The organism is Promicromonospora sp. AC04 (assembly GCF_003058225.1).
Taxonomy (GTDB): domain Bacteria; phylum Actinomycetota; class Actinomycetes; order Actinomycetales; family Cellulomonadaceae; genus Promicromonospora.
In genome coordinates this window covers 243979-269448 of sequence record NZ_QBUG01000004.1, presented here as the reverse complement: position 1 = coordinate 269448, position 25470 = coordinate 243979, and the positions used below count along the sequence as shown (strand labels likewise).

The 25470-nt window shown below is 71.3% G+C and carries 21 protein-coding genes; 17 read left to right on the top strand and 4 right to left on the bottom strand.

Going from position 1 to position 25470, the window contains the following annotated elements; genetic code table 11:
- Positions 1-46 precede the first annotated feature (46 nt).
- Entirely contained in the window at positions 47-967 is a 921-nt protein-coding gene (locus C8K30_RS12820; RefSeq protein ID WP_108493294.1) for an NAD-dependent epimerase/dehydratase family protein, read from the bottom strand.
- A gap of 127 nt (positions 968-1094) precedes the next feature.
- Here C8K30_RS12820 and C8K30_RS12815 point away from each other — a divergent pair, with 127 nt between their 5' ends.
- The 4 genes from C8K30_RS12815 to C8K30_RS30960 all read left to right on the top strand — a co-directional run bounded on the left by C8K30_RS12815 (position 1095) and on the right by C8K30_RS30960 (position 7352).
- Entirely contained in the window at positions 1095-1829 is a 735-nt protein-coding gene (locus tag C8K30_RS12815) for a TetR/AcrR family transcriptional regulator (RefSeq protein WP_233257162.1), read from the top strand.
- 194 nt (positions 1830-2023) lie between these two features.
- The gene (locus C8K30_RS31675) at positions 2024-2398 is read left to right on the top strand and encodes a cold-shock protein (protein ID WP_108493292.1); all 375 of its coding nucleotides are present in this window, start codon (positions 2024-2026) and stop codon (positions 2396-2398) included.
- A 23-nt stretch (positions 2399-2421) separates the two neighbouring features.
- Positions 2422-3255: a DUF3027 domain-containing protein gene (locus tag C8K30_RS12805; protein WP_108493291.1), complete on the top strand. Its 834-nt coding sequence runs from the start codon at positions 2422-2424 to the stop codon at positions 3253-3255.
- A complete protein-coding gene (locus C8K30_RS30960) occupies positions 3252-7352 on the top strand; it encodes a hypothetical protein (RefSeq protein WP_199230466.1) in 4101 nt (1366 codons plus the stop codon). Before C8K30_RS12805 ends, C8K30_RS30960 begins: the two co-directional genes overlap by 4 nt.
- Positions 7353-7576: 224 nt before the next feature.
- Here the strand turns inward: C8K30_RS30960 and C8K30_RS12795 are convergent, their stop codons facing one another.
- Both C8K30_RS12795 and C8K30_RS12790 read right to left on the bottom strand, forming a co-directional pair.
- Complete coding sequence (locus C8K30_RS12795; protein WP_233257161.1) at positions 7577-7837, bottom strand: DUF2530 domain-containing protein; 261 nt, start codon at positions 7835-7837, stop codon at positions 7577-7579.
- A gap of 76 nt (positions 7838-7913) precedes the next feature.
- Positions 7914-8465, bottom strand: coding sequence for a low molecular weight phosphatase family protein (locus C8K30_RS12790; protein ID WP_108493290.1), 552 nt, complete (start codon positions 8463-8465; stop codon positions 7914-7916).
- A 209-nt stretch (positions 8466-8674) separates the two neighbouring features.
- Here C8K30_RS12790 and C8K30_RS12785 point away from each other — a divergent pair, with 209 nt between their 5' ends.
- The 11 genes from C8K30_RS12785 (at position 8675) to C8K30_RS12735 (ending at position 22853) form a co-directional block, all read left to right on the top strand.
- Positions 8675-10660, top strand: coding sequence for a DUF4012 domain-containing protein (locus C8K30_RS12785; RefSeq protein ID WP_146197462.1), 1986 nt, complete (start codon positions 8675-8677; stop codon positions 10658-10660).
- Positions 10661-10782: 122 nt separating this feature from the next.
- Complete coding sequence (locus C8K30_RS12780; protein WP_108493288.1) at positions 10783-11322, top strand: hypothetical protein; 540 nt, start codon at positions 10783-10785, stop codon at positions 11320-11322.
- 134 nt (positions 11323-11456) lie between these two features.
- The gene (locus C8K30_RS12775; protein ID WP_108493287.1) at positions 11457-12992 is read left to right on the top strand and encodes a sugar transferase; all 1536 of its coding nucleotides are present in this window, start codon (positions 11457-11459) and stop codon (positions 12990-12992) included.
- 80 nt (positions 12993-13072) lie between these two features.
- Positions 13073-13888: a glycosyltransferase family 2 protein gene (locus tag C8K30_RS12770; RefSeq protein WP_158281006.1), complete on the top strand. Its 816-nt coding sequence runs from the start codon at positions 13073-13075 to the stop codon at positions 13886-13888.
- Positions 13881-15122, top strand: a complete 1242-nt coding sequence (locus C8K30_RS12765; RefSeq protein WP_108493285.1) for an O-antigen ligase — start codon at positions 13881-13883, stop codon at positions 15120-15122. The genes C8K30_RS12770 and C8K30_RS12765 overlap by 8 nt, the downstream gene beginning before the upstream one ends.
- Complete coding sequence (locus C8K30_RS12760; protein ID WP_108493284.1) at positions 15115-15996, top strand: glycosyltransferase family 2 protein; 882 nt, start codon at positions 15115-15117, stop codon at positions 15994-15996. Before C8K30_RS12765 ends, C8K30_RS12760 begins: the two co-directional genes overlap by 8 nt.
- Before the next feature lie 130 nt (positions 15997-16126).
- Positions 16127-17794: a polysaccharide biosynthesis tyrosine autokinase gene (locus C8K30_RS12755; protein ID WP_108493283.1), complete on the top strand. Its 1668-nt coding sequence runs from the start codon at positions 16127-16129 to the stop codon at positions 17792-17794.
- A 10-nt stretch (positions 17795-17804) separates the two neighbouring features.
- Positions 17805-18791 (top strand): glycosyltransferase, encoded by a 987-nt coding sequence (locus tag C8K30_RS12750; protein ID WP_158281005.1) that lies wholly within the window; start codon positions 17805-17807, stop codon positions 18789-18791.
- On the top strand, positions 18791-20257 hold the full coding sequence (locus tag C8K30_RS12745; protein WP_108493281.1) for a Coenzyme F420 hydrogenase/dehydrogenase, beta subunit C-terminal domain: 1467 nt from the start codon (positions 18791-18793) through the stop codon (positions 20255-20257). The genes C8K30_RS12750 and C8K30_RS12745 overlap by 1 nt, the downstream gene beginning before the upstream one ends.
- 14 nt (positions 20258-20271) lie before the next feature.
- The gene (locus tag C8K30_RS12740; RefSeq protein WP_158281004.1) at positions 20272-21363 is read left to right on the top strand and encodes a polysaccharide pyruvyl transferase family protein; all 1092 of its coding nucleotides are present in this window, start codon (positions 20272-20274) and stop codon (positions 21361-21363) included.
- Positions 21364-21374: 11 nt separating this feature from the next.
- Positions 21375-22853: a lipopolysaccharide biosynthesis protein gene (locus tag C8K30_RS12735; protein ID WP_108493279.1), complete on the top strand. Its 1479-nt coding sequence runs from the start codon at positions 21375-21377 to the stop codon at positions 22851-22853.
- Here the strand turns inward: C8K30_RS12735 and C8K30_RS12730 are convergent.
- Positions 22822-23547 (bottom strand): polysaccharide pyruvyl transferase family protein, encoded by a 726-nt coding sequence (locus C8K30_RS12730; protein ID WP_233257160.1) that lies wholly within the window; start codon positions 23545-23547, stop codon positions 22822-22824. The two genes, C8K30_RS12735 and C8K30_RS12730, sit on opposite strands and share 32 nt — an antisense overlap.
- Positions 23548-23930: 383 nt before the next feature.
- On the opposite strand from C8K30_RS12730, the gene C8K30_RS12725 reads away from it, so the two are divergent.
- Together C8K30_RS12725 and C8K30_RS12720 are read left to right on the top strand one after the other, a co-directional pair.
- Positions 23931-24869, top strand: a complete 939-nt coding sequence (locus tag C8K30_RS12725; RefSeq protein ID WP_108493277.1) for a hypothetical protein — start codon at positions 23931-23933, stop codon at positions 24867-24869.
- 14 nt (positions 24870-24883) lie between these two features.
- The gene (locus C8K30_RS12720; protein ID WP_108493276.1) at positions 24884-25345 is read left to right on the top strand and encodes a hypothetical protein; all 462 of its coding nucleotides are present in this window, start codon (positions 24884-24886) and stop codon (positions 25343-25345) included.
- Positions 25346-25470: the final 125 nt, after the last annotated feature.

The window sequence follows — 25470 nt, the reverse complement described above, 5'->3', positions numbered from 1 at the left end:
CGGGTTTCCTGGGCCGAAGTCCGGCCGTACCACGCCCGGGGGCGGGTCAGCCCTGCGCGGTGCGGCGGCAGACCTCGTCCCACGGGGTCGGGGCGATGCCGAAACGGGCGCGGGCGGCGGAGTCGTCCAGGACGTAGGGCCGCTCCCACTGGTAGATGATCTCGCGCATCTCCCGCATGAAGGGGACGGCCAGGGCGGCTGCCGCGAGCCCTGCGCCGCGCAGGGAGGAGACCTTCACGGGCGGCTTGCCCACGCTTGCGAGCACGTCGGTCAGGGCCTGTGCCTGCGCGACCGGCGGGTTGCTCGGGACGTGCCAGACACGTCCGTGGGCGCCCGGGTCCTCGGCGGCCGCGACCAGCGTGCGGGCGGCGTCGTGCACGTCGGTGAAGGTGTGGGGCAGGTCGGTGCGGCCCATCATCAGCGCGCGCTTGCCGCGCAGGGCGTCCGGCACCAGGCGCGAGATGTGGCCGTTGCCGCCGACGCCGCGACCCATGTAGTCGGAGCCGCGGATCTCGACGGCGCGGATGCGCCCGGCGTCGTGCGCTGCCCTGGCCTCGGCCCACATCCGGGCCCGGAGGCGGCCCTTGTGGTCGGTGGCGGCCTCGGGCAGGTCCTCGGAGATGGGGACGTCGACGGGGCCGTAGGGGTAGAGGGTGCCGGTGATGGCGTAGACGGCGCCGGAGCGTTCGGCGGCGGACAGCAGCGAGGCGGCGAGCGGCGGCCACACCCGCTCCCACTGGGTGTAGTCGGCCGGGTTGGCGCAGTTGTAGAGGTAGTCGGTCCCCTCGGCGGCGCGGGCCAGGGCGTCGGGATCGGAGGCGTCGAGGGCGAGGTGCTGGACGCCGTCGATCCCGGTGCTGCGGCCCGAGCGGCTCACGACGGTGACGCGGGAACCGCGGTCGGCGAGGAGGGCGGCGACGTGGCGGCCGATGGGGCCGGCGCCGACGATGAGGTGGCTGTCAGACATGATCGATGCTCCATTCCGAGAGCGGTGCTCTCTGTTGTCCTGCGGTAAGCGTGGCACGCGGGATCCCGCTTGGCAAGAGCAGTGCTCTCGTTTGTGTGCAGTGATCCGGCATGGCAGCCTGGGAGACATGAGTCCGGCCCGCACCGCCCGCGCCCTTGCCCGCGAGACGATCACCCGCGAGATCCTCGACTCGGCCCGCGCGCGGCTGACCACCGACGGCCCCGCCGCGCTGTCGCTGCGCGCCGTCGCGCGCGACGTCGAGATGGTGTCCTCGGCCGTGTACCGGTACTTCCCGAGCCGGGACGCCCTGCTCACCGCCCTGCTCATCGAGGCGTACGACGAGCTCGGCGCCGCCGCCGAGGCCGCGGACGCCGCCGTCGCCGACCGCGCGGACACGACCGCCCGCTGGCTCGCCACCTTCCGCGCCGTGCGGGCGTGGTGCGTCGCGCACCCGGGCGAGTTCGGGCTGCTGTACGGCACTCCGGTACCCGGCTACGCCGCGCCGCGGGACACCGTCGCGCCGGCCACGCGCGTCGTGCGCGTGCTCGTGGGGATCGTCGGCGACGCCTACGCGGCGGGGGCGCGCCCGGCGGTCGTGCCCTTGTCCGGGGCCGCCGCCGCGCCCGGCACGGTCGCGCCCGCGCTGGAGTTCCTCGCGGAGCACGGCCTGATGCGGGAGACCGACCTGTCCGACGAGGCGCTGCCCGAGACGATCCGCCGCACCCTGATGGCATGGACGGCGCTCTTCGGCACCATCTCGTTCGAGCTGTTCGGGCACCTGGTCGGCCCCGTCGCCGACCCTGAGGCGTGGCTCGACGAGGTGGCGCTCCGGTTCGGTGCGGACCTGGGGATCGGGGTGTGAAACCGAGCGATCGGGCGGCCGGGTGCCGGCGTCGGGCAGGCGGTACGGGCGAAGTACGCCCAATGCATGCGACGCGGCAGCCTTCCGCCCGGTAACCTTGTGCTTCGGCCGGAGGTGGCGCGCTCAGTCGCAGCAGCCCGGGCCGCTATGAGCAGTTCCGCGAGCAGTATCGACAAGCACAGAAGAAGGTTGCAGTGCCCACCGGCAAGGTCAAGTGGTTCGACACCGACAAAGGCTTCGGTTTCATCGCCAACGAGGACGGAGGCGAGGTATTTCTGCACGCCTCGGCCCTGCCCGACGGCGTCGTCCCGAAGCCGGGCGCACGCGTGGACTTCGGAGTGGCCGACGGCCGCCGCGGTCCGCAGGCGCTCGCGGTCAAGGTGCTCGACGCCGCGCCGTCGGTCGCCAAGGCGAAGCGGAAGGACCCCGACGACATGGCTGTGCTCGTCGCCGACCTCACGCAGATGCTCGACCGCGTCGCAACTGACCTGCGCAAGGGGCGCTATCCGAAGAACTCGGAGATGCTTGCCAAGATGTTGCGCAAGGTCGCAGACGACTTCGACGCCTGAACCCCCACGAGGTCCCGAGGAACATGGTGACGATCACCGCGCCCGCCACACGAACGCCCACCCGGCGGGTCGCCGCACGCTCGAGCCGAGACGCCGTGCTGAACGGTGCGGCCGAGCTCGCGCGCGCCGCCGCGCAGGAGGTGGCTGAGCGACCGGACGACGTCGGGGAGCACCTCGGCACCCTCTTCGAGGACGAGCGGGTGGTCTCGCACCGCTTCGCGGCGACCATGCGGGGGTACCGCGGCTGGCACTGGACGGTCACGGTGACGCGCGTGCCGCGCGGCCGGACCGCCACGATCAGCGAGGTCGAGCTGCTGCCCGGCTCCGATGCGGTCCTCGCCCCGGCCTGGCTCCCGTGGTCCGAGCGGCTGCGCCCGGGCGACGTCGGCCCGGGCGACGTGCTGCCGTTCCGCGCCGACGACCCGCGGCTCGAGCCCGGGTACACCTCGACGGGTGACCCAGAGGTCGACGAGGTGGCGATCGACGAGCTCGCGCTCGCCCGTGCCCGCGTCCTGTCCCCGCAGGGCCGCGACGAGGCCGCCGAGCGCTGGTACCGCGGCTCGCGCGGGCCGACGTCCGCCGGGGCCGTCGCGGCGGCCGCCGAGTGCATGGCCTGCGCGTTCCTCATCCCGCTGTCCGGCCCGATGGGCCAGCTCTTCGGGGTGTGCGCCAACGAGTGGTCGCCCGACGACGGCAAGGTGGTCTCCCTCGACCACGGCTGCGGCGCCCACTCGGAGACCGACGTCGAGGCGCACGCGACCGACTGGCCGGCGCCCGCGCCGCTGATCGACGAGAACGAGGTCGAGGCGGTGTCCGAGGCGGACGAGGTGCCCGCGGGTGGCGAATCCCCCGCGTGACCCACGACCCCTTCGGCACGGGTGCGCTGCGGCGCGCGGTGACCGAGGCGTGGCTCGCATCGCCGACCCGCTTTCGCGAGGACGCGAACTCCGAGGAGGACCATGCGCGCGGCTACTACCGCGACCGGGTGGTGGTGGAGCTCGCGCAGAACGCGGCCGACGCCGCCGCGCGCGCCGGGGTGCCGGGGCGGCTGACTCTCCGTCTGGAGGTGCGCGGTCCTGGCGGCGACGGGGCCGATGGCGATCGCGGGTCTGGCGGCGACGGGGCCGATGGCGACAGGTCCGACGGCGACCGCGGGTCTGGTGGCGGCGGGTCTGGTGGCGGCAGGTCCGACGGCGACAGGTCCGGCGGCGACACGTCTGACGGCGACACGTCTGACGGCGACCGCGGGTCTGGCGGCGACAGGTCTAGCGGCGGTTGGTGGCTCGTCGCCTCCAACACCGGCGCACCGCTCGACACCGACGGCGTCGCCTCGCTGGCCTCCCTGCGCGCCTCCGCGAAGGTCGGGGAGTCCCGTGGCGCGGGTGGGCCGGGTGGGCCGGGTGGGCCCGGTGGGCCGGGTGGCCCGGACGGGTCCGGTGTCGGCGGGTCCGGCGACCGCGGGTCCGGCGGGTATGGCGATGGCGGGTTCGGCGACTGCGGGTATAGCGACCGCGGGTCCGGCGATGGCGGTCCCGTACACCAGGTCGGACGGTTCGGGGTCGGGTTCGCTGCTGTGCGGTCCGTATCGGACGAGGTGGTCGTCCGGTCCCGAGACGGTGGCGTGCGGTTCTCGCTCGCCGCGACCCGCTCGGAGCTCGGGCTGGGGCCGGACGGCGCCGAGTTCGGTCCGTTGTCACCTGCCGAGAGCGAGATCGGTCAGTTGCATCGAGATCGGTCCATTAACGGACCGATCTCGATGCAACCGACCGACCTCGCCTCGATTGCCGGGCAACCGACCGATCTCGCCTCGATTGCCGGGCAACCGACCGATCTCGCCTCGATTGCCGGGCAACCGACCGACCTCACCTCGGCCGCCCGGCAACCGACCGACCTCAGAGCCGCTGCTGAGGCGCGTGGCGCCGCGCTGCCCGTGCTGCGCCTCCCGTTCCCCGCACCTGGAACCGCGCCGGACGAGCCGGACACCGTGGTCGAGCTCCTGCTGCGCGACGCCGATGCGGTGGCCGCCGTCCGGGCCCAGCTCGCCGCCGTCGACGACGCCCTCCTGCTCGCGCTGCCAGCGCTCGACGAAGTAGTGATCGAGGATGACTTCGCAGGTCAGCCGGGTTCTGAACCCGGCGGCATGGCGCCGTCGGCGAACTCGCGCGTGCTGCGCGACGTGGGATCGCGGTGGTGCGTGTACCGGGCGTCCGGGGCGCTGGGACCGGACGATTCGCTGCCGTCCGAGGCGCGCCGTCCGGACTGGTCGGTGCTCTGGGCGCTGCCCACGGCGGGGATCCGCTCGGCGGAGGGCCGCTTGACGGAGGGCCGCTTGACGGAGGGCCGCTCGACGGAGGGCCGCTCGACGGAAGGCCACTCGGCGGGAGACCGCACGGCAGGGAGCCGCGCGGCGGCGAGCCCGGTGCTGCACGCGCCGACACCCACCGACGTGCGGCTCACGTTCCCCGCGCTGCTCATCGCGTCGTTCCCCGTAGATCCGGGGCGGCGGGGCGTGCTGCCGGGGCCGACGTCGGACCGGGTGGCTGCCGAGGCGGGCCGCGCCTATGCCGCATTCCTGGGCGAGCTCGGCGCTCGACCCAAGGGGCAGGATGCGTTCTCCGGGGAGCCCGCCGCGGAGCGCGACGTCCTCGGCCTGGTGCCGACCGGGCTCCCGGCGGGCGACGTCGACGCCGCGATCCGCGCGTCCGCCACCGCTGCCCTGCGCGACACCCCGCTCCTGTCGCCGAGCGCGCCGGATCAGCCGCCGGGTGCCGCGGCCGAGGTCGGGCCCGGCGCGACGGGAGAGGACGGGCTCGGCGTGGCTGCCGAGGACCGGCCCGGCGCGGCGGCCGAGGACGGGCCCCGCGCGGCAGTCGAGGACCGGCCCGGCGCGGCGCCGCGGATCGCGCCCCGGGACGCGGCCTTCCTCGCGGGGCCGCTCGGCGAGGACCCGACGCTCGCCCGTGCGCTCGCCGCCGGCGCCCCGCGGCCGCTGGTCACCGTCCCCGTGCGATACCAGGCCCTGGTGCGCTCGCTCGGGGCCGACTCCCTCGACCTCGCCGACCTGGTCGAGGTGCTCCCGCCCGAGCCGCGTGTCGTCCACGCGGCGCTCGCCGCCCTCGCGGCGCACGCCGGAGAGCCCGCGGTGCTCGAGGCCGTCGCCGGGGCGCCGCTCCCGCTCGCCGACGGCCGCGTGACCCGCGGCGCCCGCGGGACCGTGCTGCTCGACGCCCCGCACCTCGCCGGCATCACCCGCGCGCTCGGGGTCCGCGTGGTGCACCCGGACGCCGCCCATCCCGTCCTGGAGCGGGCGGGCGCCGCGTCCACCACGCCGCGCGGGCTGCTCGCGGACGCCGCGGTCCGGTCCGCTGCGCTCGCCGCCGCCGAGGACGTGCTGGACGACGGCGATGCCGACCGCCTCGGCGCTGCCCTGCCGGCAGGGCCATCGGCTGGTGCGGCGCCCGGCGAGTCGTGGGCACCCGACGATCCGACGCCCGGCGAGTCGTGGGCACCCGACGATCCGACGCCCGCCGAGACCGTCTCGGCAGTGCTCGAGCTGGTTCAGCTCGCGATCGCCGACGTCGGCCCGGAGGGCCTCCCCTTCTGGCTGGGGGAGCTTCCCGTCGTGGCGGACGACGGCGTCGTCCCGCTGCGCGAGGCGGCGCTGCCCGGTACCTGGGCGGCGCGGAACCTGGACCTCGCCGCGGTGCGCGACGGCGTCGTCGAACGCTGGGGCGACGAGACCCTCGGTGCTGCCGGGGCGCGCGCCGAGCTGGGCGTCTACCACGTCGTCGACGTCGTGACGCCCGACGCGGACGATACGGAGGACGCCGACTACGGTCCCGACGACCCCGCCGGCTGGCTCTCCGACTGGGACGAGTACCTCGAATTTCTCGCGGACGAGCTCGGCCCCGGCGCATGGATCGGGGACGCGGAGGCGGTCCCCGACCTCGACGCGCTGCGGGACACGGCAGACGCCGATCCCGAGCGGAGCCCGCTTGCCGCGGCGCTCGCCCGCATCTCCGCCGAGCCCGACCTGCGCCGCGCGCTCCTGACACCCGTGCGCTCGCCGGACGCCCCAGGCCGGGAGGCGGCGTCGTACACGGCGTGGTTCCTGCGGCGGCGTCTCGGCGGGCCGTTCGCCCTCGTGGAAACGCCGCTGCTGCCGACGGCCCCGCCGGAGACCGCCGGCCTCGGCGCGGACCTCCTGACCGCGCTCGGTGGCCTGCACAACCTTGCTGACCTGCCCGGACACGACTGGCCGGCGGTCCTGGAGCGCCTGCCCGGGGCGGACGGGGAGAAGCCTGCGCGGCTGTCCGTCGATGTCGCCCGGGCCGTCTGGTCGGGTCTGGCCGCGCTCGCCCGCGCCGACGACTCGCGTGCCGCCGAGTCGCGTGCCGACGACTCGCGCGCCTTCGCGCCGGCCAGGCTGCCCGCGCTTGGCCCCGCCGGCATCACGGTGGAGAGCACGGACGACCTCGCGGTCGCCGCCTCGCCGCAGTGGGCCCAGCTCGGCCCGGTGGTCCCCGCACCGGCCGACGTCGCCGAGGCGCTCGCCGACCTGCTGGACCTCCCGTTCGAGGGCGACTCGGACATCACCCCCGACGACCCCGGCGAGCTGGTCGAGCTCGACCCGCGGGTCCGGGCCCTCGTGCCGGGCGCGCCGGCGACCTGGCACCGCCACGACACGCTGACTGTGGAGGGCAAGCCCGTTGCCTGGTGGGTGTCGGCGGACGTGACGGGCGGGGCCGTGACGGGCGGGGACACGACGGGCGCGGGCACAACGGGTGCGGGCACAACGAGCGCGGACCGGCGCGCTGTCGCGCACGCCGTCTCGCCCGAGGGCCTTGCCCGAGCGCTGGCCGAGCTCACGGGGGCGGACGCACTCCTCCTGGAGGCGGCGCTGCGCGACCCGGCACGTGCGGTAGAGCTGAGCGCGGAGCGCGCCTGGGGCTGAGCGTGCCTGGGGCTGAGCGCGCCAGGAACCGAGTGCGCCAGGAACCGAGTGCGCCAGGAACCGAGTGCGCCAGGAACCGAGTGCGCCAGGAACCGACTGCGCCAGGAACTGGGTGCGCCAGGGAACTGAGTGCGGCAGGAACTGAGTGCGGCAGGAACTGGGTGCGGCAGAGAACTGGGTCAGGAACGGAGCACACCAGGAACGGAGCGCCGGGCGCCCAGCCGCTACGCCGGTGGCTGCTGTTGCCGTCGCTTCTGGCGGCGGGCCCAGAGCAGACCGAGTCCGCCGAGCACGATCCCCGTGCCGCAGATCGCGACGGACTCGACGCTGCCGTGACCGGTGAGGAGCAGGATCAGCGCAACGATCAGCCCGATCGCGAACAGGCCGACACCCGCGCCGAAGACCCGGTAGAGGTCGGCGCGCGGGGCCGGCGGGCTGGGCCGACGCTCCTCGGGGTGGGCCAGCAGGGAGCGGATCGTTGGCACCTGGCCAGTGTACGGACAAGAGGTCGTCAAGCCCGTTGTCACAGGCCGTGCCCCGGGTGAATTCCGCCGGACCGGATCACGCGCGCAGCGCGGCCATCACCGGGGTCAGTGCGTCGAGGATCTGGTCGTAGGAGCGTCGGTAGGTGGCGGCGGAGTGTCCGTAGGGGTCCACGACGCCGTCGTCGTGGTGGCGGCCGACGTGCCGCGGCCGCTCCTGGAGGGCGGCGGGCAGGAGAGCGGCGAGCCGGGCGGCGTCGTCCTGCCCGACGACGGCGCCCGGTATCAGGGTGCTCGACAGCCGGCCCAGCTCACCGACGGTGACGGTGCGGCGCACGGCTGACGGCACGTACTCGAGGACGTCGGCGCGGTGCTGGGGGGTCAGGGCGAGGATCAGGTCGGCCTGTTCGATGAGGTCGGTGGTGAGCTGCCGCGCGGCGAAGCCGACCGGCGGGAACCCGCCGGCAGTCAGGAGCTCGGCCATGGGTTCGGCGATCGGGTGACCGACCATTGCGTTCGTCCCGGCGCTGCCGACGACGACGGAGGTGTCGAGGACGCCGCGCAGGAGCGTCTCGACGGCGGGGGAGCGGCAGATGTTGCCCGTGCAGACGGCGAGCACCGTAAGGGTCATGAAGATGCCTCTCTCGGGATCTGCGGCAAAGTCTGATGCCATTCTAGCGGTCCATTACTTTGGCTCTATTCAGCGCCATCCGGTCGTCATCATAGAAATGCATGGAAAATAGGCCTGATAAATGCAAAGTGGTGAATTCCGACGCGCCCGCCAGGCATGTCGCAGGTAACGTGACGGCTACCGCGCGGAAACAGCCTTCAGGAGGTCTGGTGACACATCCTGGATGGGGCGAGAAGTGGGCGAGCGTGCCGGTGATCCCGCTTGCCAAAGGCCCCTCTGAGAGCACGAGAACAGGTACGGGCGCCGGACGTGGCGCCAAGGTCCTTCCGCTCCGGAGAGTCGGGCCGCCCGGCCCGGACGGGCCCGGTGCCGGCGGCTCGGCGGCGATCACGTGGGAGCGACCGACGCCGCCGCCGTGGAGGAAACCGCCGCAGCCCAGGCCGCCGTTCTGGACGCGCCGCCGCCGTCGGAACCTACGGATCGCGGCGCTCGGCGCAGTAGGGCTCCTGGTGGTCCTCGGCCTGCTCGTCGCGTGGGTGGCGCTGGACGCCGTGCGGGCGCGGAGCTCGCTGGAGCAGGCGGCGCGCGGCGTCGCCACCCTGCAGGCCGACGCCGTCGCCGGCCGCACGGAGCAGCTCGACAGCACGGTGGCCGACGTGCAGGAACATGCGGCGAACGCCCGGGACGCCACCGGCGGCCTCCACTGGTCGCTGGTGGGCAGGCTGCCCGGCGTCGGCCCGACGGTCGAGGCCGTTGCCGCCATGGCCGCAACGGTCGACGAGCTGGCCCAGGGGCCGCTGCCGCAGCTCGCCGACGTCGTCGAGGTGGTGGACCCCGCAACGCTCTCGCCGACGGGCGGGCGTGTCGACCTCGCGCCCCTGGAGAAGGTGGCGCCCGACGTGAAGCTGGCCGACCAGGCCGTCGGGTACGCGCTGCAGGGCGTGCAGCGCACCGGCGGCTCGCCGATGCTGCCGCAGGTGTCCGAAGCCGTCGCTGACCTGGAGGAACAGCTCGTCGGCCTGAGGGCGTCGACCGCTACGGCGGCCCGCGCCGCGCAGCTCATCCCGCCGATGCTCGGCACCGACGGGCCGCGGGACTACCTGGTGCTGGTGCAGAACAACGCGGAGCCACGGTCCCTCGGCGGCATCGCGGGGACGGTGCTGGTGCTCCACGCCGAGGACGGTGAGATCGAGCTGACCGGCCAGCTTCCGGGGTCGCAGGTAGGACCGTTCGACAAGCCGGTGGTCCCGCTGACCACGGAGGAACGGCAGATCTTCGGGGGCAAGGACCTGGGCCGGTGGATGCAGAACGTGACGTCGACGCCGGACTTCCCGAGGGCGGCCAGGATCGCGCGCGAGATGTGGCGCCGGGAGACCGGGCAGGCCGTGGACGGCGTGCTCACGGCGGACCCCGTCGTGCTGGCCGGGCTGCTGGGCGAGGTCGACACCGGGCCGGGCGGCACGCTCGAGGGCGACGACCTCGTGGCCTACCTGCTCAACGGGGTCTACAAGACGCAGACGCCCGAGGCGCAGGACGCGATCTTCGAGGAGACCGCCCGGCAGGCGTTCGCGACCCTGTCCGCGGGGGCGGGCGATCCCGCGGCGAGGGTCGACGCCCTTGTCGCGGCGGCCCGCGAGGGCCGGCTGCTCGTGTGGTCCAGAGAGCCCGCCGAGGCGGGCCTGCTGGAGGGCACGGTGCTCGACGGCGCGCTCCGCGGCGTGAACGCCGACCGCCCGGTGGTCGGCGTTTTCACCCAGGGTATTCAGATGGCCAAGATCGCCTACTACGTCGACACCGCAGTGGACCTTCAGGAGCGCGAGACACGGCCGGACGGTTCGCGCGAGCTGGCCGTGACCGTCACCTACACGTCGCGCGTCGATGCTGGTGAGGTGCCTGAGCTGTCGCCGTACATCGTGGGGCCCGAGGAGAGCCGGCCCGGCGAGATCCGGTTGCGGGCGCTGGTCTACGCACCGGCCGGAGGCGGCTTCGCATCCGGATCCGAGAATTCAGAACAAATCGGGCTATCGCCACAGAAACATGACGAACTTTGGCTGTCATTCCGAGATATCACGCTGCGTCCGGGCGCGACATCTTCTGTGACGTATGTAATTATCACCGGGAAGCATCAGGATGGGGACGTTATTCTCCGGACAACTCCTGGCCCGAGGCCAGTCAAGGTGTCGATCGAAGAATGACGGATCCGGCTGATGAAATCGACTGAGGAACGCGCGTCTCGCGCTGGATATGCAGGGTCGCGGGGTCCGGTGCCAAGGCACCGATACGTGCAGCAACAACGCCACAACATCAAGGACTGAGCATGCTTCGACGCCTCATCAGCGCCATCGCCATCACCGCAGCCGCCGTGCTGGTTCCGGCGTCGGTCGCGGCCGCAGATGATGACTACGGGCCGGGCGAGCTTCCGTGCGTCATCACCTTCGAGACGCTGACCGTGACGGTGGGCGACCCCTTCGACTTCACCGTCACGTGCCCGGATCTTGCGGGTGCGACCATCACTGTCCAGATTGCCTTCGCGGGTCAAGCCGCTGCGGCCGACGAGGCCGTTGAAGTGGCCGGTGCCGACTCCGAGGAGCTGACGCTCGACGCTGACGGCACCGTGTCCAGCACCGCCACCGTCTCCGCGGCCGGCGACTACACCGTCCAGGTCCTCGACGCGGACGGCGAGCCGCTGTCCGAGGTCTACACGATCACCGCCGTCGCGGCGGGTACCGGAGACGACGACGGGGGCCTCGCTGCGACCGGCTCGTCGAGCCTGCCGTATCTCGCGGCCGCCGGCGGGCTGCTGCTCCTCGGCCTGGGCGCGATCGCGGCGACCCGTGTCCGGGCTCGCCGCAGCTGATCTGTTCGGGACCGCCCCCCAGGCGGCCTCCTGATCGACCCACGCGCTGCACCTCATCTGGGTGAGGTGCAGCGCGTGGGCCTTCATCCATCCATGGATGGACAGTCTCGGATGCCCACGTCCAGGAGTGGATCTTGACCATCGACAACCGTCTCCCCGCCGACGTCGACAGCCGGGCCGCAGAGCTCGAGGAGCAGCTGACCGGCGAAGCACCCCACCGCACGGTCTCCATGGCAGCCCCGTCCCTGCGCCGGGGACCGGCGGCGCCCTGGCAGGACGTCATCGTCCGACGGGCGCTCTTCGTGGACATCGCCGCCGTCATGGCGGCGGTCGCGTTCGGGTACGTGCTCCGGTTCGACCGGAGCATCGAGGTGGACCTCTTCGAGCCGCGCGGAGGACAGTACGTCCTCATCTCGGTCCTGCTCGCCGAGGCATGGGTGCTCGCGCTCGGACTCGTCGGCTCACGTGGCCCGCGGCTGCTCGGCTCAGGCCGTGAGGAGTACCTCCGGGTGGTGCGCGCGACGGCCGCACTCTTCGGGCTCACCGCGATCGTCTGCTACCTCGTCAAGTTCGACCTGGCGCGGTCGTACGTGGCCGTGACCCTGCCGATCGGGATCGCGCTCGTGGTGGGCGGCCGGTGGCTGCTCGCGAGCAAGCTGCACCGCGAGCGGGCACGGGGCGACTTTCAGCGGCGCACCCTCGTGGTCGGCGCGCGCGACGCCGTCATCGACCTGTGCCGCCGGGCGGACCGCACCCACCAGGCTGGGTTCCAGGTGATCGGGCTGTGTCTTCCCGGCGGCAGCTCCATCGCCTCGCCGGTGGACGGCGTTCCGGTGCTCGGCCGGATCGAGGACGCCGCGGCGGCAGCGCGGGCGCACGACGTCGATGCGGTGGCGGTCACCGCGTCCGACGGGGCGACGCCGCAGGCGCTCAAACAGCTCGCCTGGGACCTGGAGCCCACGGGCGCTGAGCTCGTGGTGGTGCCGGCACTGGCTGACGTCGCGAGCCCTCGCCTGATGATCACCCCGGTCGATGGCCTGCCGGTGGTACAGGTCTCGCCTCCTGGTTACACGGGCGCGCAGCATGCGATCAAGCGGATCTTCGACGTGGTCGTCGCCACGCTGATCCTGCTGGCCGTCAGCGTGCCGATGCTCGTCCTCGCCTGTCTGGTCCGTCTGACGAGCCCAGGCCCCGCGATGTTCACGCAGCAGCGGATCGGCCAGAACGGCAAGCCGTTCACCCTCCTCAAGCTCCGGTCGATGCGGCAGGACGCCGAGGCGGAGCTCGCCGAGATGCTCGACGGCGACGTCGGCGTGTTCTACAAGCCGAAGGCGGACCCCCGGGTCACCCGGCTGGGCCGGTTCCTGCGCAAGTACTCGCTCGACGAGTTCCCGCAGCTGCTCAACGTGATCAAGGGCGACATGAGCCTGGTGGGCCCACGCCCCCAGGTGGCGCTCGAGGTCGCGCAGTACGACGCCGCGCTGCGGCGTCGTCTGTTCGTCAAGCCCGGCCTGACCGGGCTGTGGCAGGTGAGCGGCCGCAACGACCTGTCGATCGATCAGAGCAAGCGTCTGGATCTCTACTACGTCGAGAACTGGAGCCTGCTGGGTGACATCGGAATCATCCTGCGGACCACACGCGAGGTGCTCTTTCCCAGCGGGTCCTATTGACCCGGCCCCGAGACTGACTGGCCCCGAGACCCCGACCAAGAACAAGCCCTGACGCCAGGGCCCGACAAGGAGAGAAACCCGTGACGTCCTCTGACGAGGTCAGCCTGATCACCGTCTCGTACAACAGCGCACGTGCCCTCGAGCGGTTCTGGGCCGGCCAGCAGTTCGTGCCGTACCGATGGACGGTGGTCGACAACGGCTCGTCGGACGACTCGAGGGAGGTCGCGCGCCGGCTCGGCGGGGAGGTCGTCGCGCTCGGCTCGAACCGAGGGTTCTCCGCGGCGAACAACGTGGGAGCGTCGGTGACCGACTCCGAGGTGCTGATCTTCTGCAACCCCGACGTCACAGTCACGCCCGACGGGATCGCGACCCTCGCCGACCAGGTGCGGCGGCACGGTGGGATCGTGGCTCCCCAGCTGGTGAACGCCGACGGATCGCCCCAGGAGAACGGACGGGGCACGCCGTACCCGACACGCAAGCTCAGGCACCTGATGCGTCTGCGCGACGACCGGTACCTGCGCTTCGCGGGTCCCGGCGAGCTGATCCAGGTGGTCTGGGTGATGGGTGCCGCGCTGGCGATCACGCGTGCCGACTTCGAGACGCTCGGCGGCTGGGACCCCGGCTTCTTCGTCTACTACGAGGACGCGGACCTCGGGCTGCGGGCCTGGGAGCACGGGATGAGCGTCCGGGTGGACGGCGACGTGCGCTGGCGGCACGGCTGGGGCCGGGAGACCGGACGGGGGTTCTCGGCGCAGGCATGGAAGCTCGAGCTCTCCTCGGCCCGGCGGTTCTACCGGAAGCATCCGCACTGCCTGGTACCCGTGGGAGAACGGGCCCGGGTGGTGAACCAGATCGACGCCGTGCGTCCGATGAGAGCGCGGGCCGGCCGTGCGTAAGGCCCTGCTCACCGTCACGTTCGCGGTGTGCGTAGTGGCTGCCTGCACCCGCGGAGTGCTGGAGACGTCGCTCGGCAAGCAGGTCGCCTACGTGGGGCAGGCGCTCGCGATGCTGGCCTTCGTGGTGGCTCTCCTGATGGCGCGTGGCACAAATCGTCCGGGCCAGGCACGGCGCGTCTGGACGGTCTATCTGTTCCTGTTGGTCGCTATGGTGTCGGCCGCCTACGTGACGGTCGTCAAGGCGAGCGCGGCGGGGTGGATCTACGTCGGGGTCATGGCCTTCTTCGCCGTGACCATCCTGGTCCTCAGCTCGCGCGAGGCGGAGGACGCGGGCGACGTGCCCGTCGCGTTCTGGCTGGGGCTCGCCGGGATCGCCTCCGTCACCGTGGGTTTCCTGCAGCAGGGCCAGCTCCTTCTCGACACCTTTCCCGGCAGCGACCTCGCGAGCATGGGTGGCCTCGTGCGCCCGTCGTCGATGACCGGCAACTATCTGCACTATCCGTTGTTCATCGCGATGCTCGTATTCGTATTCATGGAGTTCTGGAGCTCGCGGAAGCGTCCCGTCTACGCCGTGCTGGCCGGGCTGTTCGCCATCGCCATCGTCGTCAGCTTCTCCCGTTCCGGGGCGATGATCCTGGCACTCGGGTTTGTTGCCTATGTGTTCACGGCAAGGCGCCTGTCGACCAGGATCCGGTATGTCTACTGGGGATCAGGGCTGCTTCTCGCAGGAGCCGCCGTATTCAGCGGAACTGTCTATGCGGAACGGATTCTTGGCTCGCTGAGCGTTGACGCCGCGGGCAATGAGGGCCGCGTGACCAAGTGGTTCCAGGCCGCCGAGCTGTGGTCCGACTCCCCGCTCGTCATCGGGGGCTGGACCGGCATGTATACGAACGTGACGGAGAACTTCGGTGGTGGTTCCGCCGGAGTCGTCGAGTCGGGTTTCTTCCAGCAGCTCGTGAGCTTCGGAGTTCTCGGGGTCGTGCTGTTCTACCTCATCATGAGCCAGTCGATCTGGGCCGTGGACAGATCGCACTCGTGGCTTCGTGCGGGCCTGATCGGGGGAATGCTCGAGACGTTCGTCTACCAGTCGATCGAGGTCATTCCGTTCATGGCGTTGTACGCACTTGCGCCGTTCATCTCGACGCACCTGCTGCAGCGCGCCGGGCGCACCGCACCGCAGGCCGCGCTTCCCGCGGACAGCCATACGTTCCGAGGGGAGCTGGTCCATGCCTGAGCCCGGGCTGTCGGTGGTGATCCCCGCGTTCAACGCGGCGGCGACCCTGGGCGCGACCGTCGACAGCGCCTTTGCCGCGGCCGCGGACGAGGTGATCGTCGTCGACGACGGATCAATGGATGCGACGACGGAGATCGCTCGCAGGCACGGGGCGCGCGTGCTGTTTCAGCAGAACAGCGGCGCATCGGCAGCACGCCAGGCGGGGTTGCGCGCGGCGTCGGGCACGTACGTTGTTCTGCTCGACGCCGATGACGAGCTCGTGCCCGGCGGCGTGCGCGAGTCGATAAAGGTTCTCGACGAAGCGCCCGACGTCGTCGCGGCCGGCGGCGACGTCCGCGGCGTCTGGCCCGACGGATCCGAACGACCATGGCCGTCGAAGTACGGCGAGATCTCGCTGGACGTGATCATGAGGTCGGGATTCGGCCCGTGGCCGCCCGGGGGTGCGGTGATCCGGCGGTCGGTGCTGGTCACCGAGGGCGAGCGGCTTCCGCCGCAGCTGCACACGCGTTACGCGGAGGATTTCGAGCTCTTTATCAGGCTTTCCTTGGCGGGCATGTTGGTCCGGCATTCGGCGGTGGCACTCAAATACCGGATGTACGGGGGTAAATCAACCACGGCCGCGCGTGGTGTCCTGGACTGCAAGCAGAGGATCAGGAGGTATTACGGGGCTTGGCTCGGGATTCCTGACCACAGCCTTTCGCGTCGGGGCGTGCGATGCCAGGAACTCTTGTATCGGGCCAGGCACGCGCAGGTGTCGGGGGCGCCGGTATCGGCCGCCGGGTTTCTGGCCAGGGCCATAACCGTGGATCCGGCGCAGTTCATGCAAAGTGGTTGGTTGTTCGTGCGGACGCATCTGGCGGGCGGCTCACCGTGAAATGTTTGATGCGTCCCGGGCGCGCAGTCAATGCGTGCGGGCTACCCTCGGTCAGACGACAGGCCTTGGTGTGGTCGTAATGCGCATATCGCGTAACTAGGCCATTCAGTTCGAGACGACGAGGAAACTCTTGGAAGCGAACGAATACCTCAACGTACTTCGGAAGCGGTGGGTGACGGTCGTCGCCACGGTCGTCGCCGCGGTGATCGCCGCCGTCGTGATCCTCCTGACAATGACCCCGATGTATCGCGCGTCGTCCCAGGTCTATGTGGCGGTCGGCGGTGGGACCTCGCTCAACGAGATGATCGAGGGCAACAACTTCACGGTCCGTAAGGTGAAGTCGTACGCGGAGCTCATCACCAGCCCGCGCGTCCTCGAGCCCGTGATCGAGAGCCTGGGGCTCGACGACTCCGTCACCTCGCTCGCGGGGCGGGTGCAGGCGGAGCAGCCGGCGGAGACGGTCCTGATCACGATAACGGTCGCCGACTCCTCGCCCGACCTCGCGGCGCGGACAGCGGACGGGATCGCGGAGAGCCTGGCGGTCGTCGTCCCGGAGCTGGAGCGTTCCGCGGGTGACACAGCGGCCTCCGTCACGATCAGTACGGTTCGCGACGCTACGGTGCCATCGAGGCCGGTGTCACCGAATACGGCGGTGGTTCTCACGCTCGGGCTCTTCCTGGGTGCCTTCCTGGGGGTGGGCCTCGCGTTCCTGCGGGAGATGCTCGACACGAAGATCCGGTCCCAGAGCGACGTCCAGAAGCTGACCGACGCGTCGGTGATCGGGGTGATCAACTTCGACGAGGACGTCGCCGAGCATCCGCTCATCGTCCAGGAGAGCCCGCATGCGCCGCGCGCCGAGGCGTTCCGGAGACTCCGCACGAACCTGCAGTTCCTCGAGGTCGGCGGCGGGCCACGCGTCTTCGTGATCACCTCGGCCTTGCCCGGAGAGGGCAAGTCGACGACGAGCATCAACCTGGCCATCACGCTGGCCGACGCGGGCTCTCGGGTGCTGCTGATCGACGCCGACCTGAGGCGCCCGTCCGTCTCGGGGTACCTGGGGCTCGAGGGGTCCGTGGGCCTGACGACGGTCCTGATCGGGCGCGTGAGGCACGAGGACGCGATCCAGCCCTGGGGCACGTCGAATCTCCACGTCCTGCCGTCCGGGCAGGTTCCGCCGAACCCGAGCGAGCTGCTGGGGTCGCAGAGCATGGCGGCGCTGCTCGCCGAGCTGGCCGATGCGTACGACGTCGTGATCGCCGACACGGCCCCGCTGCTGCCGGTGACCGACGGCGCCATCCTGGCGAAGATGACGGGTGGCGCCGTAGTGGTCGTCGGGGCGGGGATCACCCATCGCCCTCAGCTGACCGAGGCGCTCGGCGCGCTTGATACCGTCGGAGCCCGAGTGCTCGGAGTGGTGGTGAACCGGGTCGCCGCCGTCGAACGCGCGGGCTACGGGTACGGCGGGTACTACGCCTACGGTCCGGTGGACTCGGTGCAGGGCAAGGAGCCCGCCCGGACCAGCGAGGACGCCCCGCGCCGCTGGCGGGCCAGCGGTGTGCTCGGCGGCCTGGCCGACGTGGTGCGGGACGGCGTCGGTCGCCTGTCCGGGCTGACGGCGACGGGCGCGGACGACGACGGCCCTGGCCCTGCGAAGCCCGATCCTGAGCTTGATGACGTCGCCCCCGACGGGTCACCCGTCGAGGCGGGCTCGAGCCGCCGGTCGGCGCGGCACCCGTTCGACCCGGTGCACCCGGTGCACAAGGAAGGCCAAACGTCGCAGGCGGGTACCGGTGCCTGAGGCGGTGCGAGTGCTCCACACCGCCGGAGACCGTACCGGCGGCAACACGCGGTACGTCGACCAGATCTACGAGGGCGCCGTGCCCGCCGAGGTCGAGGTCCTGTCCTTCTCGTGGGGCCGTGCGCTCCTCGGCACGTACGACATCTTCCATGTCCACTGGCCGGAGTCGCTGGTACGGCATCGGACCGCGCCGGGGACGATGGTCAAGCGCCTCCTCATGCGGGCGGTGCTGGTCAGGCTCTCCGTGAGCGGTATCCCTCTGGTCCGCACGGTGCACAACGAGGAACCGCACGAGTCGGGTACGAGGGGCGAGCGACGGATCCTGGCGGCGATCGACCGGCAGACCAGGCTGCGCATCGTCCTGAACCCGGCGACGAAGGTGCCCGAGGGCACCTGGTCGGTCGAGATCCCGCACGGGCACTTCCGGGGACGGTTCCACCTCGACCCGAGCTGGGGCCAGGTCCGGGGGCGTCTTCTCCAGTTCGGGCGGATCCGCCCGTACAAGGGGATCGAGCGGCTGCTCGACGTCTTCGCCCAGCTTCCGGACGAGGAGCTTGATCTCCGGATCGTCGGCAAGGCCCTCGACGAGAGCATCGCCGACGCCGTGCGGGCCGCGGCCGCGGCGGACCACCGGGTCAGCCATCGGCTCGAGTTCGTGAGCGACGACGACCTCGTGCGGGAGATCCGCTCGGCCGAGCTCGTGGTCCTGGCGTACACGAACTTCCACAACTCCGGCGCGGCCCTCCTGGCGCTCTCGTTGGACCGGCCCGTCCTGATGCCGCGCAGCGGGTCCTCGGAGGCGCTGGACCAGGAGGTCGGCGCCGGATGGGTGCATCTGTTCGACGGGCCGCTGACCGCTGACGACATCGAGAAGGCGATCTCCTCGGCGCGGACGGGGCGCCGGACGGGCTCCCCGAACCTCCGGAACCGGGACTGGGACCAGGTCGGGCGTCTGCACCGGGACACCTATCGGGCAGTCCTCGGCCGGGAGACGTGATGGCGCCCACCGGAGGACCGAGTGCCGCGGCGCGGTGCGCGGAGAGCGCGGCCGGAGCCGCATCGCCGGAGCCGACGATCCTCGACGTGATCGACCGACGGATGTGTGTGGGCTGCGGCGCATGCTCGGTCCGCACCGGCGGCGCGATCTCGGTCCAGATCGGCCGGTACGGGTACTACGAGGCCGACGCGAGCGGCGTCGGCCGGGACGCGCTCGCGGCTGCCGCGCGTACCTGCCCGTTCGCCGACGAGTCTCCCGACGAGGATCAAGTCAGTGGCGAGGTCTTCGGGGAGGAGCTCCCCAGGGACCCCCGGATCGGGCGCTATCGGGGCACCTACGCCGGCCGCCTCACGGATGAGGACGACATCTACCGGAGCAGCTCCGGGGGGCTGACGAGCTGGTTCCTCGCACAGCTCCTGGAGCGTGGCGAGGTCGATCGGGTGGTGCACGTGGGCCCGACGTCGGGCGGCCCGCGCCTGTTCGAGTACCGGACGGCCGAGACACCGGACGAGCTCCTGAACAGCCGGAAGTCGGCCTACTACTCGACCACCTTCGCCTCCGTCGTGGCCGAGCTGCGCGGCGACGGAAAGACGTACGCGCTCGTCGGAGTCCCGTGCTTCGTCCAGGCGATGCGGTTGCTGATGCGCGAGGACGAGGTGCTCGCGGCGCAGTTCGGCTGTCTCGTCGGGATCGTCTGCGGCCACATGAAGGCGTCCGGGTTCGCCGAGTCGCTCGCGTGGCAGGAGGGGATCGCACCGGACGACCTCGAGCGGGTGGACTTCCGGATCAAGGACCCGGGCGCGAGCGCGAAGCGTTACCGGTTCGGTGCCTGGGGTGCCGGCTCGACACGTCCCGCCACCGAGCTGCCCGGACGTCTGGTCGGCGGGCAGTGGGGCCATGCGTCGTTCCAGCTCAACGCCTGCAACTTCTGTGACGACGTGTACGCCGAGTCCGCGGACGTCGTCTTCGGCGATGCCTGGATCCCGCGGTACGAGGCCGACCCTCGGGGAACGAACGTCGTCGTGACGCGGACCGAGGCCGCCGAGCGAATCCTGTGGTCCGGTGCCGAGCACGGGAAGGTCCATCTCGAGCCCGTCACGACCGAGGAGCTCGCCCAGGCACAGGCGGGGAACTTCCGGCACCGGCGGGACGGGCTGGCGGTCCGGCTCGCCGACGACGTGGCCGACGGCAAGTGGGTGCCGCGCAAGCGGGTGGCGCCCGGGTACCGCGTGCCCCGGCGTCGGGTGCGGCTCGTCAGGGAGCGCCGGAAGCTCTCGGAGCTGAGTTTCGAGCTCTTCGAGCGCGCCAAGGCTGCCGGGGACCTCAACGTCTACCTCGAACCCATGCGCCCGTTGGTGCGCAAGCACGACAGGCTGTCCCGGCCCATCACACAACGGCTTCGTGGCCGGCTGAAGGGTGAGGCATGGCGACTCGTCCGCCGCGCACGACGCGCGCTCGCTCGCTGAGGAAGGACCTGGAGATGGCAGAAGGTTCCCGTGTCTTCGCGATGATGACTGGCGACTATCCCAACATCGGCGACGCCCTGATCCGCGAGCGGGTCTTCGCGTGGGTGCGGACGGCGACCGAGGCCGCCGACGTCTACGTCGGCAGCGCACCGCAGCGGTGGCTGGAGCGGCTCGGCGTCCGCGCGTCGGACCGTGTCTACAGCACACGCCAGCTCGGCTCGTTCTTCGGTGCGCTCGTCCGATCGCGCCGTCCGGCACTGGTGGTCGAACCCGGCGAGCTCGACCTGAGCGCCCGCATGCTCGCGCGGCAGTTCGCCTACCTGGTGTTCGCGGCGACGGTGCGGGTGAAGGGCGGGGCGGTCGTGCTGCCGCCGCGCGCGGTCGCGCGCGGCGCCTTCGGGCCGTCGGTCTGGGTCCACCGTGCGATGTCCCGCATCTCGCAGCACGTGTGGTGGCGGAACACTCGAAGCCTCGATGTCGTGGGCCACGGGGCGCTGGCCCCGGACGTCGCGTTCAGCGAGCCGGCGTACTGGGACGACGACGTCGCCCGCGGCAAGCTCGTAGTCAGCATGCGAGGACCCCGGCCATGGCCGGGCGACCAGTGGGTGCGGGCGGTCCGGTCCTTCGCGGACGAGTCGGGGCTGGACGTCGTCTGCGTTCCGCAGGTGCGCCAGGACGAGGCCCGGGCGCGGGAGCTGGCGGAGTCGCTGGGCGGTGTGCACCTGCCCTGGGGCGACCGCGGCGACATCGACCACGAGGCAGAGCTCCGGAGCCTCTACCGCCAGACCGCGATCACGGTCAGCGACCGGCTGCACGTGCTCATTCTCGCGTCGCTGGGCGGAGCTGTGCCGGTGGAGCTTGCCCCGAGCCCGGCGTCGAAGGTCCGGGAGCACTTCGCCGCCGTCGGATACAGAGGCGTGAGCATGGACTCGGCGACGGCCGACGCCGCGCAGCTGATCCCGTTTCTCCGCGGCGCACGCGGTCGTTCGCCGGAGGTCCGGAGGGTCGTGCTGAGAGCACAGGCGACGCTCGCGGAGCTCGAGCGCACGGTGCTGGACGCGGTCTCCGGGCGAGGGGCGCCTCGTTCCGTCGAGCCGGCTGTCTAGGAGGCGTTCGGATGAGCGAGGCGCCGACGCGACCACGTGCCGAGTCACTGGGGCGCAGCGCGGCCAGGGGCGGCGTGGTCACCCTGGCCGGCCAGGGCGTCCGGGCTCTCGTGCAGGTCGCGTCGATCGTCGTCCTCGCTCGCCTGGTGAGCCCGGCCGACTACGGCTACGTCGCGATGGTCGGTGCCATCGTCGGGGCCGCGAGCATCCTGCAGGACTTCGGGCTGTCCCGGGCCGCCGTGCAGGCCCCGACCATCACCCCGGGCCAGCGGGACAACCTGTTCTGGCTCAACCTCGGCTGCGGTGCGGCCGCGGGCGTCATCGTCCTGGCCGGAGCGCCCGTGGTGGCGGCGCTGTACGGGGAACCGCTGCTGGTGGACATCACTCGTTGGCTGGCGGTCACGTTCCTGCTGGGCGGCGTCGCGGCGCAGTTCAGGGCCTCGTTGATGAGGGACCTGCGGTTCACGGCGATCGCGCTGGTCGACGTGCTCGCCCCCGTGCTGGGCCTGCTCGTTGCGATCGGTGTTGCTCTCCTCGACGGTTCGTACTGGGCGCTGGTGGCCCAGCAGGTCGTGGCGGCCGCCACCATCTGCGTGGGATCCGTCATCCTCGCCCGCTGGCTTCCGGGCCTGCCCCGGAGACGGGAGTCGGTACGGCCGTTCGTCTCCTACGGTGTCCACCAGCTGGGCGCCCAGCTGCTCACCTACGTCAGCATGAACGCCGACGCGGTAGTGGTCGGCGCGCGGTTCGGTGCGGCGCCCGCGGGTCTGTACGACCGTGCCTTCCGGATGATGATGCTGCCGGTCCGTCAGCTTCAGTTCCCGATCACGCGGGTGGCGATGCCTGTCCTGTCCCGCCTGCAGGACGACGCGGAGAACTTCGGCCGGTTCGTGGTGCGTGGTCAGACGATCCTCCTCAACCTGCTCGCGCCGGTGATGATGCTCGGGGCAGCCGTGGCGGGGCCCGTCGTCGAGGTCGTGCTCGGCAGCAGATGGCTCGAGATGGCGCCCCTGTTCGCAGTGCTCGCCCTGGGCGGCGTGTTCCAGGCGGCGTCGTTCACCTCCGGCTGGGTCTTCCAGGCGACCGGGACGATGCGTGCCCAGTTCCGGTTCGCGCTCTGGTCGCGCCCGCTGGTCGTGGTCGCGGTCGTCGTCGGCAGCATCTGGGGGGTCATGGGTGTGGCCGTCGCCTACGGGGTCGCGTCCGCCCTGCTGTGGCCCATCTCGCTGTGGCTGGCCGGGCGCGCGACAGACCTGGCCGCTCGTCCGTGGCTGGTGAGTGCCTGCCGCACGCTCCTCGCACATGGCATCGCGGCCCTGTGCGCGGCGGCCGTTGTGCACTTCGTCGACCCCGGAGCCCCGTGGGTCGCGATCGGCGTGGCGCTCGCGGTCGCGGCGGTCGTCCTCGCGCTCGAGGCACTGATCTGGCCGGCGTTCCGTCGGGACGTGCGCGACGTCGCTAGTACGCGGGCGCTCCTGCGGAGGCAGTGACCCACAGGTCGCGGGGGAACGCGTCGAGGAGCGGTTTCGGGTCCCACGAGGGCAGCGGCTCGCCGCCCCAGGCGATTGCGGTGTCGACGTCGGGGGCGGGGCGGAACTCATTGCGCCCCGTGCCGCGGTAGTAGTCCTCGAACTTGAATCTCGGCTCGGTCGACGAGGTGACGAGCCGCGCGGGGACGCCGAAGCTCTCGGCGACCACTATCGCGTGGAGCGAGCTGCCGACCACCAGATCGCTCGCCGCGATGGTTCCGAGCAGCTCCCGGACGTCGCTGGTGGGATCGACTGCGTCGGAGCGGCCCGCGGCGAGATGCCTGTCGTTGAGATTCGGGACGACCGTGACCGCGCGCGGCCGGAAACCGCGAGCGGTGTGCTCGCGGGGCCAGAGGCGTCCCACCAGCGTGCCCGGGTCACCGTAGACCTCGGGGACCGTATAGCCCTTCGCCTGGAGAAACGCGCGGGTCAGCGGGCCCCTGACCGCTCGGATGTCGAGCTCCCGATATGCGGCCGGGCGATCGAGCGTCTTGCCGTTGGCGCCGATACCCCAGATCACGTCACCCGTGCGCGCCAGGTTGAGGATCGATCCGACGGCGAGGAGCCGGTGCTGCGTGGCGGGTTCGGTCAGGCCGCCGTCGAGCACGATCTTCGAGACGATCAACGGTCCGAGGAGGTCGCCGAAGTTGTTCACGGGGCGTCTCCACGGAACGAGCCTGCCCAATCTGCCGCGCACGACTGGCCGACGGGGGTTCCAGTTGACGACTGCGACGGGCAAGCGGACTCCTCGGATCGTGGAGCTGTCTGAAACACGATCAAGAACGTCGAAATTATCGAGTACATCAGACCACAGGCTTGCGGGCGGGGCGCGGTGTGGGGCCGTGCCGGGAGCCTGGCGACCTCTGACCGGCTGCAAGGCGCCTACATGTTTCCTGCAAGGCCATCTCCCTACGTTGGGTGTTGGCGCTGGTGGCGCCGGTTCACCCCCGTCCCCCACGGCGGTGAGCAGCGACGTTCGCCCCCTGTCCCCCAGGGGGCGAACGTCAGACATCCGGTCCGTCGAGGAGGTGACAAGGCATGAAGCGAGCGTTCTTCGACACCTGTGTGGCAGCAGTCGTCGCGGTCGCCGTGGTGGGTTGCACCACCGCAGCAGGTTCGGAGATGTCCGGAGCCGACGCCGCAGACGTCGACGCCGCCACGACGGAACGGGCGTTGACCGACGCCGAGCAGATGCTGGTGGACGAGGCCCGTGAGCTCCTGATCGAGGACTGCATGGCGGCCGAGGGATTCCGGTACCTGCCGGTGCCGGTCGCCAGCGTCGAAGAACGTCAGGGCTTTGGCTATGTACTCGATGACGTCGGCTGGGCGCGCGAGCACGGCTACGGCACGGAGCTTCAGGAACGGCTCGTGGCGATCCTGCAGGACGACCCCAACACTGCTTATGCCAACGCGCTGCCGAAGGCGGAGCGCCTGCGCTACTCCAAAGCCCTGGACGGTGATGCGTCCGCGGAGATGCTGACGGCGGAGCTGCCCATGGGTGGCGCCATCCAGACGCCGAGCGACAGCTGTGTGGCGCACGCGAAGGGTGAGCTCTACGGGGACTTCGCCGCCTGGTTCCAGGCCGAGAAGGTCGCCACCAACCTCGTTGGCCTCTACGCGGACGACCTCGTCGCGGACGAGCGCTTCGAGACGGCGCTCGCGGCGTGGTCGGAGTGCATGCGCGAGCGCGGCCACGACTACCCCGACCCGCCCGCGATCCGCGAGGACCTGCCCCGCCTGACCGACGGGCTGAGCGACGAGAAGGCTCTTGACGTCGAACAGGAACTGGCGGTCGCCGAGGCGATCTGCGCTACCCGGGAGACCTCGATCGTCAGCACGACGCGCGACCTGGAGAGCGAGTACCGCGGCCGGCTGCGGCAGTACCGCGACGACGTCATCACATACCAACGGCTGCAGCACGCGGCCGTGGAGCATGCCAGGGAGATCCTGGCGGCTGAACCAGCACCATCCAACTAGTCAAGGAGCACACCATGCGCAAGACCTCAGTCCTGCTCGCAACGCTCGGCCTCGCGGTCGCGGGGGCGTTGCTCCCGATCACGAGCGCTCAGGCTTCCGCGGCTTGTGACACCGCGTGGAACGCCGCGACGCCCGGCCGCTTCGGCGCCTTCGAGGACATCAACTGCGCCGGCGTTCTGGGCTCGGACGCAGACAACGACCCGAACTGGGCGGACTCGGTCGGCAGCTTCCAGGGCAGCGACAACGACAAGGCAAGCTCGCTCCTGCACAAGGGCAACTCCGGACTGGCCGTCAGGGTGTGGAGCGATGCCAACTACCGAGGCAACTTCGGATGCGTCACGAAGGGCGAGAAGTATGTCAGCGACCTCCACGACAACTACCTGACGGGTGGGACTGGCTCGTATCGCGCGTGGGACTCGATCAGCTCCCACGAGTGGGTGTCCGAGGCCTACTGCTACGGCGCGTTCCTGAGCTGACGCGTTCGTTCTCAGGTGTCAGACGTACAGGTCACGCGAGTGACCTGTACGTCTGACACGTTGTCGTCCGATCGGTGGTCAGCTCTGGTTCGACTTCGATCGGGTGCCGCGTAGCGCCTGAAAGG